Annotated in this window: 13 protein-coding genes; 5 read left to right on the top strand and 8 right to left on the bottom strand. The window is 63.6% G+C overall.

Annotation, left to right across the window (positions count from 1 at the left end; translation table 11 throughout):
• Positions 1-52 precede the first annotated feature (52 nt).
• Together MESCI_RS08670 and grpE are read right to left on the bottom strand one after the other, a co-directional pair.
• Entirely contained in the window at positions 53-685 is a 633-nt protein-coding gene (locus MESCI_RS08670; RefSeq protein WP_013529571.1) for a trimeric intracellular cation channel family protein, read from the bottom strand.
• Between the two features lie 120 nt (positions 686-805).
• Entirely contained in the window at positions 806-1441 is a 636-nt protein-coding gene (gene grpE / locus MESCI_RS08665; RefSeq protein ID WP_013529570.1) for a nucleotide exchange factor GrpE, read from the bottom strand.
• 239 nt (positions 1442-1680) lie between these two features.
• Here grpE and MESCI_RS08660 point away from each other — a divergent pair, with 239 nt between their 5' ends.
• The 3 genes from MESCI_RS08660 (at position 1681) to MESCI_RS08650 (ending at position 3534) form a co-directional block, all read left to right on the top strand.
• Positions 1681-1881: a hypothetical protein gene (locus MESCI_RS08660; protein WP_013529569.1), complete on the top strand. Its 201-nt coding sequence runs from the start codon at positions 1681-1683 to the stop codon at positions 1879-1881.
• The gene (locus MESCI_RS08655; protein WP_318014183.1) at positions 1856-2359 is read left to right on the top strand and encodes a hypothetical protein; all 504 of its coding nucleotides are present in this window, start codon (positions 1856-1858) and stop codon (positions 2357-2359) included. Before MESCI_RS08660 ends, MESCI_RS08655 begins: the two co-directional genes overlap by 26 nt.
• A gap of 152 nt (positions 2360-2511) precedes the next feature.
• Complete coding sequence (locus tag MESCI_RS08650; protein ID WP_013529567.1) at positions 2512-3534, top strand: fatty acid desaturase; 1023 nt, start codon at positions 2512-2514, stop codon at positions 3532-3534.
• A gap of 124 nt (positions 3535-3658) precedes the next feature.
• Here the strand turns inward: MESCI_RS08650 and MESCI_RS08645 are convergent, their stop codons facing one another.
• The 6 genes from MESCI_RS08645 to cysG all read right to left on the bottom strand — a co-directional run bounded on the left by MESCI_RS08645 (position 3659) and on the right by cysG (position 10261).
• Complete coding sequence (locus MESCI_RS08645; protein ID WP_013529566.1) at positions 3659-5263, bottom strand: GMC family oxidoreductase; 1605 nt, start codon at positions 5261-5263, stop codon at positions 3659-3661.
• Positions 5264-5360: 97 nt separating this feature from the next.
• Entirely contained in the window at positions 5361-5894 is a 534-nt protein-coding gene (locus MESCI_RS08640) for a DUF934 domain-containing protein (protein WP_013529565.1), read from the bottom strand.
• A 172-nt stretch (positions 5895-6066) separates the two neighbouring features.
• The gene (locus MESCI_RS08635; RefSeq protein ID WP_013529564.1) at positions 6067-6831 is read right to left on the bottom strand and encodes a phosphoadenylyl-sulfate reductase; all 765 of its coding nucleotides are present in this window, start codon (positions 6829-6831) and stop codon (positions 6067-6069) included.
• Positions 6806-8476 carry a nitrite/sulfite reductase gene (locus MESCI_RS08630; RefSeq protein WP_013529563.1) on the bottom strand — a complete coding sequence of 557 codons (1671 nt, stop codon included), beginning with the start codon at positions 8474-8476 and terminating at the stop codon, positions 6806-6808. The genes MESCI_RS08635 and MESCI_RS08630 overlap by 26 nt, the downstream gene beginning before the upstream one ends.
• Positions 8477-8519: 43 nt before the next feature.
• Positions 8520-8813, bottom strand: coding sequence for a DUF2849 domain-containing protein (locus MESCI_RS08625; RefSeq protein WP_013529562.1), 294 nt, complete (start codon positions 8811-8813; stop codon positions 8520-8522).
• Positions 8810-10261 (bottom strand): siroheme synthase CysG, encoded by a 1452-nt coding sequence (gene cysG, locus MESCI_RS08620; protein WP_013529561.1) that lies wholly within the window; start codon positions 10259-10261, stop codon positions 8810-8812. The genes MESCI_RS08625 and cysG overlap by 4 nt, the downstream gene beginning before the upstream one ends.
• 420 nt (positions 10262-10681) lie before the next feature.
• Between cysG and MESCI_RS08615 the strand changes: the two genes are divergently transcribed.
• Both MESCI_RS08615 and MESCI_RS08610 read left to right on the top strand, forming a co-directional pair.
• Positions 10682-11131, top strand: a complete 450-nt coding sequence (locus MESCI_RS08615; RefSeq protein ID WP_013529560.1) for a baeRF12 domain-containing protein — start codon at positions 10682-10684, stop codon at positions 11129-11131.
• Positions 11132-11349: 218 nt separating this feature from the next.
• On the top strand, positions 11350-13146 hold the full coding sequence (locus MESCI_RS08610) for a cation:proton antiporter domain-containing protein (RefSeq protein WP_013529559.1): 1797 nt from the start codon (positions 11350-11352) through the stop codon (positions 13144-13146).
• Positions 13147-13157: the final 11 nt, after the last annotated feature.

Here is a 13157-nt window from a genome sequence, read left to right as displayed (position 1 = left end):
GAAAGTAGCGGGAGCTATCTCGTTCAACCCCTATTCGCTATTCGCTTCCTTTTCACAAAATATCTTCCGGCCGCCTGCCGGGCCGGCTCTTGTAGGACGGAAACGACCAGCCGAATTTGAGCGCGCCGCCACGCACAAGGAACGCCGCCGCAAAACCGGCAAGGTCCGAGGCGAGCGGCGGCAGTCCGGCAAGATCGCCAAGCGTGTAAAGGCCGGCACCTGCAAGGGCCGCCGTGACATAGATTTCGGGCCTGAGCAGCACCGATGGCTCGCCGGCAAGGAGATCGCGCAGAATGCCGCCGAAAGTGGCGGTGAGCACGCCGGTGATGACGGAGACGACCGGCGAACCGGTAATCGCAAGCCCCTTGGCCGCGCCCATCACCGAAAAAGCAGCGAGCCCGATGGCGTCGAGCCAGAGCAGCCATTTCCAGCGCGATTCGACACGATGCGCGCTGAAGAAGACCAGCACCGCAACCGCGGCGCAGACCAGCACATAGCCGGAGTTGGCGACCCAGAAAACCGGCAGGTTGAGGATGACGTCGCGAAGCGTGCCGCCACCTATCCCGGTGACGCTGGCCAGGAACAGGAAGCCGATAATGTCGAGCTGCTTGCGCGAAGCCGCAAGCGCTCCGGTCGCCGCGAAGACGGCGACACCGGCATAGTCGAGAAGCGCGATGGGGTTCATTGCAGGCCAGGGGAGTAAGGGAATAGGGCAGTAGGGCAGTATGTTTAGCACGAAGCCGCACGGAAGGTGCGATTGCCCTTTTCCCTACTGCCCTACTGCCCTACTGCCCTACTCCCTTAACTATGCATCTTTCTCAGCCTGCTCGTTCACCGGCCCCGGCTCGACCGGCGCTTCAGCGGCGGCAAGCTTCGGACCGCCTTTGGCGACGCCGACCATGGCCGGGCGCAGCACGCGGTCGCCGATCGAATAGCCCGGCTGCACGACCTGGACCACGGTGTTGGCCGGAACGTCCGGATTGGGCACTTCGAACATCGCCTGGTGGAAATTGGGATCGAACTTCTCGCCTTCCGGCGCGAGCTTCTTGACCCCATGCCGTTCCAGCGCCGACAGCATGGCGCGCTCGGTGAGGTCGACGCCTTCGATCAGCGCCTTGAAGCCGGCGTCACCCGATGCCTTGGCCTCGGCGGGAATCGCATCCAGCGCGCGGCGCAGATTGTCCGACACCGAAAGCATGTCGCGGGCGAAATTCGCGACCGCGTAGGTGCGCGCATCGTGAACATCGCGCGCCGTGCGGCGACGCAGGTTTTCCATCTCGGCCGCCACGCGCAGCGCGCGGTCCTTCAGCTCTTCATTTTCCTTCAGCAGCCGGACAAGGGCTTCATAGTCGCCGTCGGTGCTGCCTTCCGTGCGCTCGGCTGCGGGCTCGGTCGCCTCGACTTCATCGGGCGCGCGTTCGTCTTTTGCCTGGTCGCTCATCGCCGTTTCCCGTCAATCTCGAATGATGTGGATTTTGTGCCCGATATCGATGTTTGGCAGCCAAAAATCAAGGGGTAAGCGATTATGGAAGCCACCGGCCAAGGCCGGACAATGACGGGCAAGACATTTCGATTTTAATTCAAATTTTACCTTAACTGCCGGCTTTGCTTGCCCCACAGGCAGGATGGGGGAACCATTCCCTTGCTGGAGGAGTTTCGAAGCCGACACAGGATTTTAAGATGATGACCCGCAACACGGGCGAAAAGGCAGAAGGGCTGGCCATCGAGGTCAGGCGCCAGTTGGGTGCCGAGGCGGTGACCCGCTTTCTACGCACCTTGCCGGCCTTCCGCACCGAGGCCGACATTCCCGACCGGCTCCGAGAACTGCTCGACCGCCTCGATGGGGCGGAGCGCGGTGACATCGGCTGGCGCCGGCGTTAACGCAACAATCGATCTTGGCAGCAAACCTCCTATCGGCAATAGCCGGGGAGAGCCGAACCATCTAAGGATAGATGTGTTGTGGTTCAAAATGGAGGACGTAGTGCGCAAGGTTTCGATCACCTCATCGCTGATGGCGCTTGTCGGCCTCGGCGCCATCACCTTGGCGGCTTTTCCGGCACAAGCAGACAATCTGCAGCTGCAATTGGGCAAACATGGCCCGCGGCTGAAGCTCATGGAAGATTGCGACCCCGCCTATGACGATTGCGAAGGCCCCCGTCGCGACGACCGGCGTGACCGCCGTCAACGAGGCTGCACGGAGGACCGGGCCCTCGACAAGGCAGACCGAATGGGCATCCGCCGCGCAAGGATAGAGTCCGTCGGCCGCCGGGAGATCACAGTCCGCGGCAGACAGGGTGGCGACCGCGTGCGCGTGACTTTTGGCACCGAGCGCGGCTGTCCCATCCTCGATCGCGAATAGCGATCGACCTCAGCGGAAAACCGACGCTCAGAATCATCAGCAGGTCGAACCGGCGGTTGGCTGGCTCGACCGCCGGGCCACGCGACAATTACGCACAGTAATTTTGCGTGATGTCGCCTTGCGGCGGCGAGGCACCCCGCCTATGCTTCCTGATGAACATGATTTCCCCTGAGACGGTCGCCAACAGCAAGCGCGCCTGGCTGAAGATTCTCGCCCGCTACAAGAAGCCTGACAGGCGGCGCAGCACCGTCGAACTCGCCATCACTCTCATTCCATTCGCCATACTCTGGGGCCTGTCCTCGGCGGCCTATGCCTATGGCCATTGGTGGGGACTTATCCTCATCCTTCCCGCGGCCGGGTTTCTGGTGCGCATCTTCATGATCCAGCACGATTGCGGCCACGGCTCCTTCTTCGCCAATCGCTACGCGGACGACTGGATCGGCCGCGCGCTCGGCATCCTGACGCTGACACCCTACGATTGCTGGCGGCGCGCCCACGCGACGCACCACGCCAGCGCCGGCAATCTTGACGAACGCGGCATGGGCGACATCCGGACGCTGACCGTTGCAGAATACCGGCAGATGTCGTGGCGAGGCCGCCTTGCCTATCGTCTCTATCGCCACCCGCTGGTGATGTTCGGGCTCGGTCCGATCTGGCTGTTCATCTTCGAGCAAAGGCTGCCCGTCGGCATGATGCGCGGCGGCCTGACCCCTTGGGTGTCGTCGATGACCACCAATCTTGGCATCGCGGTCGCAGCAGCCATCCTCATTTGGTTCGTCGGTCCCGGCGCGTTCCTGGTGGTCCACCTGCCGATCGTCATCCTCGCCGGTTCGGCCGGCATCTGGCTGTTCTATGTCCAGCACCAGTTCGAGGAAACGGAATGGGCGAAGGATGTCGACTGGGAATTCCAGCACGCTGCCTTGCACGGATCGTCCTATTACGACCTCCCGCCGGTGCTGAACTGGTTCACCGGCAACATCGGTGTCCATCACGTCCATCACCTCTCCGCCAAGGTGCCGTGCTACCGGTTGCAGGAAGTGCTGCGGGATTATCCCGAGCTGCGCGACATCGGCCGTGTCACGCTGCTGGAAAGCCTGCGCTGCGTTAAACTGGCGTTGTGGGACGAGAACCGCCGCAAGCTGGTGTCGTTCCGCGAGGCACGGGCGGCGGCTTAAGCAATTCCAGCAGAAGTGTGAACGGTTTCCAGGGAAAGCGCGTAGCGTTTCCCTGGAACAATTGCGTCAAACCAAGAAAAGTAAAACGACCGCCAGTCTATAGGCACCGCGCCTGGAGCTCCTATCAGGCAGTCCTGATCATGTCGGCGGCCTTTTCGGCGATCATGATGGTTGGCGCATTGGTGTTGCCACCAATCAGTGTCGGCATCACCGAGGCGTCCACGACACGCAAGGCTTCAAGCCCGCGCACCTTGAGTTGCGGATCGACCACCGCCATCTCGTCGACGCCCATCCGACAGGAGCCGACCGGGTGATAGACCGTGTCGGCGCGGGTACGGATATGGGTCATCAGATCGGCATCGCTTGGCTCGCCGGCGATGTGCATTTCCTTGTGCCGGTAGCGCGTCAGCGCCGGTGAAGCCAGCACCTGCCGGGTGATCCTCACGCCTTTCAACAGCAGCTCCGCATCGCGCTGGTCGCCGAGAAAGCGCGGATCGATACGCGGCGCGGCAAGTGGATCGGCACTGGCCAGCCCAACCTCGCCACGCGAGTGCGGCCGCAATATGCAGACATGACAGGAGAAGCCGAAGCCGTAGTGCAGCGTGCGCGCATGATTTTCGACCAGCCCGATGACGAATTGCAGCTGCAGGTCAGGGCGCTCAAGCGCCGGGTCGGATTTGACGAAAGCGCCGCTCTCGGCCGCCGGCGAGGCGATCAGCCCGGTCCCATCCCGCCGCCACTGCGCGATATGCCGTAGGAAACCCAACGCGCCGCGCGGGCTCATGCCAAGCATATCGGTGTCCTTCGATCTCCAGCCGACGATGAAATCGAGGTGGTCCTGCAGGTTCTTGCCGACGCCCGGCAATTCGTGGACGACGGGAATGCCATGCACGGCAAGTTCGGCCGCCGGGCCGATACCCGACAGCAACAAAAGCTGCGGCGAACCGAAGGCACCGCCACACAGGATCACCTCGCACGACGCCTGCGCCACTGCCTCGCCTTTGCGTGTCCGGTAGCGGATACCGGTGGCCCGCTTGCCGTCAAGGACGATGCCTGTGGCGTGCGCCCGCGTGATCACGGTCAGATTGGTCCGCTGCATCACCGGATGGAGATAGGCGGCGGCAGTCGAACAGCGCTCGCCATTGCGGGCGCCACCGGCAAATTGGGTCACCTGGAAATAGCCGGCGCCCTCTTGTTCCGGTCCGTTGAAATCGTCCGAGGCGCGAATCTGGTTTTCGGCACAAGCCTCTATGAAGGCCTTGGCGATTGGCCTCGGCGAGCGCTGGTTCGACACTTTCAGCGGGCCGTCCCCGCCATGCAGGGCATCAGTGCCGCGCTCATTGCCTTCGGCGCGCCGGAAATAGGGCAGCACCTCATCCCACGACCAGCCCTCACAGCCCAGATCGGCCCATTCGTCATAGTCGCTGCGATGGCCTCTGACATAGAGCATCGCATTGATGGCGCTGGAGCCGCCCAGCGCCTTGCCGCGCGGCTGGTAGCCCTTGCGGCCGCCAAGACCTTGCTGCGGCACGGTTTCGAAGGCCCAGTTGTTGATCCTGGGCCGGCCGGAAAGCATACCGATAATGCCAGCCGGAGCGCGGATCAGCATATCCCTGCCCTCGCCGCCAGCTTCGATCAGGCAGACCGTTTTCGAGGGATCTTCCGAAAGCCGTGCGGCAAGCGCACAGCCGGCGGACCCACCGCCGGCTATGACATAGTCGTAACGCATGAAGACCCCTCCCCGATCATTCCGGATTTTCCATCCGGACGCTCAAGAGAAGGCTTGAACAGGGGGCGTTGTAAAGACGCGCGGAATTACCGCAACGTCAGCCGCTGCGAACGCGCCGCCAGGAGTATTTCGGGCCTTTTGGTTCCGGCACGGCGGCTGGCTGGTAGTAGAGCCCCAATCCGCCGGTGCGGCCCTCCTCCAGACGCTTCAACAGCACGGAGTTCGATATCTCGAACTCGCCGAAGCCCAGGCGCAGCATATGCGGCAGTTGGTCGACCAGCACCTGGCCGGTAGCGCGAACGGCACCTTCGAAATGGTAGCGGCCGCGCAGCAGTTCTCCCTTGGAGAAGGAGCGGCCGTCGCTGAAGGCCGGAAAGGCCAGCGCCACCAGCGACAGCTGGTCGAGCAGGTCGGCGATCTTCTCGAGCTGATCACCCGGCTGCAGCAGGACGCCGAGCCTTTCCTTGGCCGAGCGGCGCACCTCCGGATCGAGATCGAGGAAGATTTGCAACGGCAGGATGAAGCGGCCGTTGCCGGACAGCGCATCGGCGCTTTCGGCATGCGTCCACTCATCCTCCTGAAAACCCGCAGGGGTCCAGAGCCGAGTTTCCGGTGTCGTCGGTCCAGTCATCAAAAAGTTCCTAAACAGTCAAACGAACCAAGGATGTGTTGAGATTCAGGTCAGGCTGCGCCGAAAATGGCGGCTTCCGAGAACCGGAGCGGAGCGTACTTGAAGTACGTGAGCACCGGAAGCGCAGGAAGCCGCCGTTTGCAGGCCAGCCTTACCTGAATATCAGCATATCCTAAAGGGATGCGTCGGTCAGCGACTTCTCCAGCCCCGACAGGTGAATGCCGCACTCGGTCTTGGCATGACCGGCCCAGCGGCCGCTGCGCGCGTCCTCGCCCGGCTGCACCGGCTGCGTGCACGGGAAGCAGCCGATCGACAGATAGCCATAAGCGACCAGCGGATTTTCGCGCAGCGCATGCGCGCGCATATAGTCGGCCTGGTCCGATGTCGTCCAATGCGCCAGCGGATTGATGCGGATGCGCGGCCCGACCGCCTCGAACACCGGCAGCGCTGCCCGCGTCTCGGCCTGAAAACGCTTGCGGCCAGTGAGCCAGGCACGAAATGGCGCGACACCGCGCGCCAGCGGCTCCACCTTGCGCACGTCGCAGCAGGCATCGGTATCGCTTTGGTGCAGATTGCCCGTCGGATCGATCCGTTCGAGTGCTGCTTCCTCGGGTTTGATCACCCTTATGTTGGTCAGCCCGAAATCGGCGGCAAGCGCATCGCGATAGCCGAGCGTCTCCTCGAAATGCTTGCCGGTGTCGAGGAAGATGACCGGCAGCGTCCGGTCGATCTTGGCGATCATGTGCAGCAGCACAGCCGAATCCGCGCCGAACGACGACACCGCCGCGATCTCGTCGAGGAACAGTTCGCGGGCCGAGCGTTCGATGATCTCGAGCGGCTTCAGATGACCATAGAGCGCATCGAGCCCCGCCGCTTTGGCGGCGATGCCGTCATCGACGTCTCCAATACGGTCAAGCGGCCTTGGCTTCGCCAGCATAGAGCGCCTCCTTGAACGGCGCGGGACCGACTCGGCGGTAGGCGTCGATGAATTTCTCTTGTGGGTCGAGCCGAAGGCCGAGATAGGTCTCGACGATCTGTTCGATGGCGTCGGTGATCTCTTCCGAAGAGAAGCCGCGGCCGATGATCTCGCCGACCGAGGTGTTCTCGTCGGCCGAGCCGCCCAGCGTCACCTGATAGAGTTCGGAGCCCTTCTTCTCGACGCCGAGGATGCCGATGTGGCCGACATGGTGATGACCGCAGGCGTTGATGCAGCCGGAGATCTTCAGCTTCAGTTCGCCGATCTCGCGCTGCCGCTCAAGCGAGGCGAAGCGGCGCGAGATTTCCTGCGCGATCGGGATCGAGCGCGCCGTGGCCAGCGCGCAGTAGTCGAGGCCCGGGCAAGCGATGATGTCCGATATCAGGTTGGAATTGGCCGTCGCCAGGCCGATGCCGACCAGCGCATCATAGACCGCCTTGAGGTCGGCGCGGGCCACATGCGGCAGGATCAGGTTCTGCTCATGGCTGACACGCAGCTCGTCAAAGCCATATGTCTCGGCGATGTCGGCGATTGCGTCCATCTGGCTGTCCGAGGCGTCGCCGGGCACCTCGCCGATGCCCTTCAGCGAGATCGTCACAGCCGCATAATCGGGATGGCGGTGCGTCACGACATTCTGGTCGAGCCACTCCGAGAACCCCTTGGAATCGAGCCGCGCCAGCTTGACCGCCTGGTCGCCTTCCGGCCGCTCAGCGAGTGCCGGTGGCGCGAAATAGGCCTCGATGGCGCGGATATCGGCTTCCGGCAGCTTCAGCTGGGCGTCTTTCAACTCTTGCCACTCGGCCTCGATTTGGCGGGTGATCTCCTCGACCCCGGTCTCATGGACGAGGATCTTGATGCGCGCCTTGTACTTGTTGTCGCGGCGGCCATAGAGGTTGTAAACGCGCAGGATCGCCGTGCAGTAGGACAAAAGGTCGGCTTCCGGCAGGAAGTCGCGGATTTTGCGGGCAACCATTGGCGTGCGGCCCTGGCCGCCGCCGATATAGACGGCGAAACCGAGTTCGCCGGCGGCGTTCTTCTTCAGGTGCAGGCCGATGTCGTGGGTCTGGATGGCGGCGCGGTCGCGCTCGGCCCCCGTCACCGCGATCTTGAACTTGCGCGGCAGGAACGAGAATTCCGGATGCACCGACGACCACTGGCGCAGGATCTCCGCGTAGGGACGCGGATCGGCGACCTCGTCGGCGGCAGCGCCGGCGAAGTGGTCGGCGGTGACGTTGCGAATGCAATTGCCGCTGGTCTGGATGGCGTGCATCTCCACGCTTGCGAGATCGGCCAGGATCGCCGGAATGTCCGACAGCGCCGGCCAGTTGAACTGGATGTTCTGGCGCGTGGTGAAATGGCCGTAGCCCTTGTCGTATTTGCGGGCGATGTGGCCGAGCATGCGCAGCTGCTTGCCGTTCAGCGTGCCATAGGGCACCGCGATGCGCAGCATGTAGGCATGCAGCTGCAGATAGACGCCGTTCATCAGCCTCAATGGCCGGAACTGGTCCTCGGTGATCTCGCCGGCAAGACGGCGCTGCACCTGGTCGCTGAACTCGGCGACGCGGGCCTGGACAAAATCGTGGTCGAACTCATCGTAACGGTACATGCTTGGTCTTTCGGGGCGCGTCCGCCCATGCCTGGTGTCTTGGTTATGCTGCCCGCGCAGCCTGCTTGCCGAGATCGTTGCGGATGGTCGGGCCGGCGGCGCGGATCTTCTCGCGCAGCCGCACCGGTTGGACGACGCCGTTGACGACTTCAGCGTCGATCAAATTGACGTCGACCACTTCGTTGGCGGCATAGGCCTTGGCGCCGATCGCCTCGAGCCTGTCATCGGCTGCCTTGTCATGGGCGAGGTCGGCATGATCCACCGTCTCGGCCCAGCCGCCATCGGCGTACCAGACGGCGATGCCGTCGGTGAGGCGGTTGGCGGTCAGTATCTTCATTGCTGAACTCCTTCGGCGACCGAACTGGACGCGCCTTCATGCCTGTGTGCCGCCAGCGGCTCGGACCGTTCAAAGTTGGCGCCGGCGACCGCATCGCCGATGATGGTCATGACCGGGCCGGAAAGATCGGCGCGCGCTTCCAGCGACGGCAGGTCGGCAAGCGTGCCGTGGAAGCGCCGCCGGTTGGCGAGGCTGGCATTCTCGACCACGACCACCGCAGTGTCCGGCGACAGGCCGGCCTCGATCAGCCGTCCGGCAACCTCGGCCGCCACCGAGCGGCCCATATAGACGGCGACGGTGGCGCCCGAAATCGCGAGCTTGGCCCAGTCGGGCAGCGAATTGCCCTTGAGGTCGTGGCCGGTGGTGAACACCATCGACGAGGAGACACCGCGCAAGGTCAGCGGCAGTTCGAAATCGGCGGCGGCGGCAAAGGCCGCGGTGACGCCCGGAACCACCTCATAGGCGATGCCAGCGTCGCGAAGTGCCGCCATCTCTTCGCCGGCCCGGCCGAACACCAGCGGATCGCCCGACTTCAGCCGCACGACACGCTTGCCTTCACGGCCAAGCTCGACCAGCAGCGCATTGATCTCAGCCTGGCTCTTGGTGTGGCAGCCCTTGCGCTTTCCGACCGGCAGGCGCTCGGCATCGCGGCGACCCATGGCAACGACCGCCTCGGGCACAAGGGCGTCATGGACGATGACATCGGCTTCCATCAGCAGACGATGGGCTCGCAAGGTCAATAGATCCTCGGCGCCCGGACCGGCGCCAACCAGCGCGATGTGACCGCAAGCGGGCGTGTTCGACAGCAGAAGATCGACGGCGGCGTCATGCGCCTGCGAAAGCTGGCCGGCTTCAGCCGCGCGCGCAGGAGCGCCAGAGAAGAAATCATGCCAGAAGCGGCGGCGGGCATTGCCTCTCGGCAGCAGCTTCTCGGCAGCCCCGCGAAACGAAGCCGCAAGAATTGCCAGCGGCCCGAGCGACGGCGACAGCATGCGGTCGATGCGGCCGCGCAACATTTGGGCAAGCACCGGGCCTGCACCCTCGGTGCCGATGGCGATGGCCACCGGCGCGCGGTTGACCAGCGCCGGGGTGAAGAAATCGCAAAGCTCGGGCCGATCGACGGCATTGACCGGAATGCCTAGGCGGCGCGCATCCGCGGCCACCCGGCGGTCGAGTTCCTCGTCGCCGCTGGCGGCAAACACCATGACCGCGCCTTCGAGCTGCGACGCCTCGTAAGCCGCGGCAAAATGCGTCGCGCCGGCCTGGGCGACGAAGGCGAGCAGGTCGGGCTCGGCATGTTCCGCGACGATCCGCAGGACCGCGCTCGACTGTCCGATCAGCCGCGCCTTGGCCAGCGCCTCTTCGCCGCCCCCGACGATGGCCACAGCTTCGCCCTCAACCCGCATGAACACGGGGAAGGCGTTGAGCTTGGGAGCAGTGTGCGACATGGACGCGAGCGGAATCCTCAATGAGCTGCAGTTCTACGCGCGAGCGCGAGAAACCAGAAGGAACGCACTCGCGCATCCCTTATCGGGATGCAATTGCTTTTCTGAAAGCATCCCGGCCAAGAGAAAAATATTTCTCATTTACAGATAGAGCGGATTCAAGCTGCTGTCGCAGGCCTTGATTTGTGGCTCTTTTAGCGCCCGGCGAGAAAAGCCGCAAAACTGTTTTTTCTAAATTCTACCAAGTTAGTAGATTAAAGTCGCAACCTCGGGATAGCCAGAATGTCCAACGCCGACGTGGCTGCCGACTGGAACATTACCGGCTCGAGGTGCGTTCTCAAAAGGCCCGTCATGTCGGATCGAAATCCGGCTGCGGAATGCCAACTAAAGGTCGCCACGCGGCTAAAAAGGAGCCCTGTCATCATGAACACAATCATACTCAAGCACGGTATCTGGGTGATCGTGGCCGATGGCGAGAAGGCGCTTTTCCTCAGGAACGCCGGTGACAACAAATATCCGAATCTCGAGGTGGTGCAGGAAATGCAGCAGGACAACCCGCCCACCCGCGAGCAAGGCAGTGACAGCCCCGGCCGATACAGTGATGGTCCCTCCGTACACCGCAGCGCAGTCGAGGATACGGACTGGCACCGCATCGGCAAGGAGCGTTTTGCCGATGAAATCGCCGCCCGGCTCTACAAGCTCGCGCATGACGGCGAGTTCAGCGAGATCGTGCTCGTCGCGCCGCCGGTGGTGCTTGGGACAATGCGCAAAAAGCTGCACAAGGAGGTCGGGGACAAGGTGACCGCCGAAATTCCCAAGACATTGACCAACCATGCCATACCGGAAATCGAGGCCTTGCTGCGGGCAGCCTGATCATCGATCGGCCCTGACGAATCGAGACGAATAGCTCCGCACAAATTCCGATCCGGCCGGCAGCTTCTCAGCTGCCGGTCAAATTTTCGCGGCAGCGCCGTCGATTTCACGGCTTTGCGGGTTGCATCGCCGACATACCATCCATCATATTGCAAACAGGCGGCGGCCTTGGGCGGCGCTCATCCAACATCGCTGACTTGAAAGGCGCTCCATAGACAATGCCGCATGACACGCCCCTTATCGCCACCATCGTCGCCGGTCTGGGGCTGGCTTTCGTCTTCGGGGCTCTCGCCAACCGCTTCCGCATTCCGCCCCTGGTCGGTTATCTCATAGCCGGCGTGCTGGTCGGGCCGAACACGCCCGGCTTCGTCGCCGATGCCGGGCTTGCCAACGAACTGGCCGAAATCGGCGTCATCTTGCTGATGTTCGGCGTCGGGCTGCACTTCTCGCTCAAGGATCTGCTGTCGGTGCGTGCCATCGCCGTGCCGGGCGCCATCGTCCAGATCGGCTTTGCCACCGCGCTTGGCGCTGGTCTTGCCTGGATGCTCGGCTGGTCGATGGGCGCGGGGCTGGTGTTCGGCCTGGCGTTGTCGGTCGCCTCGACCGTGGTGCTGCTGCGTGCCCTGCAGGAACGGCGGATGATCGAGACCGAGCGCGGCCGCATCGCCGTCGGCTGGCTGATCGTCGAGGATCTGGCCATGGTGCTGGCGCTGGTGCTGCTGCCGGCGCTCGCTGGCGTGCTCGGCGGCCAGGAGCAGGCCGACGCCCATGCCAGCGGCCTGCTGTCGCTGCCGGCCAGCTACGGCATCTGGGGCGTCGTCGGCATCACACTGGCCAAGGTCGCCGCTTTCGTCATCGTCATGCTGGTGGTCGGCCGCCGGGTCATTCCCTGGATCCTGCACTATGTCGCCCATACCGGCTCGCGCGAACTGTTCCGGCTGGCGGTTCTGGCCATCGCGCTCGGCGTCGCCTTCGGTGCGGCCAAACTGTTCGGTGTCTCGCTGGCGCTGGGCGCCTTCTTCGCCGGCATGATCATGAGCGAATCCGAACCCAGCCACCGCGCGGCGGAAGAATCGCTGCCGCTGCGCGATGCCTTCTCCGTGCTGTTCTTCGTCTCGGTCGGCATGCTGTTCGACCCGTTCAGCCTGATCAGCAATGGTTGGCCGATCCTGGCGACGCTCGCCATCATCGTCATCGGCAAATCACTGGCCGCGTTCGCCATCGTTGTTGCCTTCGGCTATCCCATCGCCACGGCGCTGATAATCTCGGCAAGCCTCGCCCAGATCGGCGAGTTCTCCTTCATCCTGGCTGAACTCGGCGTCGGGCTGAAGCTGCTGCCGGAACAGGGCCGCGACCTCATTCTGGCCGGTGCGATCCTGTCGATTGTCCTCAACCCGCTGATGTTCCTGGCCATCGACTGGATGAAGCCATGGCTGGAACGGCGCGCCGCCAGGACGGCACCACCGGTCGAGGCAAAACCGGTTGGTCCGGCGACGGAGCCGGGCCAGGTGGCCTCTGTCGCGGCAGCGGCGAAAAAGGAGGACGGGCCGCCGCCAAAGACGACACTCACCGGCCATGCCATCCTGATCGGCTACGGCCGTGTCGGTGGCCTGGTCGGCTCGGCGCTGAAAGGCGCGGCAATGCCCTTCCTGGTCATCGAGGACGCCGACAAGACGCTGGCGAAGCTGAAAACGGACAGCGTCGAGACCGTCGCCGGCAATGCGGCCAATGCCGAAGTGTTCGCCGCCGCCAATCCCGAGGGCGCCAGCCGGCTGATCCTTGCGATCCCCAATGCCTTCGAAGCCGGCCAGATCGTGCTCCGCGCGCGCGCCGCCAATCCCGCTATCAACGTCATCGCCCGTGCCCATTCCGATGCCGAGGTCGAACATCTCAAGGGTTTGGGCGCCGATACGGTGATCATGGGCGAGCGCGAGATTGCGCGCGGGATTGTGGAAGAAGTTCTCGGTTCCAAACCGGAGTTGAGGCGCGAAACCGCCGAGCCGTCGGTGGCCTGAGTCCCAAAGCC

Origin of the sequence: Mesorhizobium ciceri biovar biserrulae WSM1271 (assembly GCF_000185905.1) — a bacterium.
Taxonomy (GTDB): Bacteria; Pseudomonadota; Alphaproteobacteria; order Rhizobiales; family Rhizobiaceae; genus Mesorhizobium; species Mesorhizobium ciceri.
Note: the sequence above shows the minus strand (reverse complement) of the source record. Positions and strands in the feature narration are given on the sequence as shown.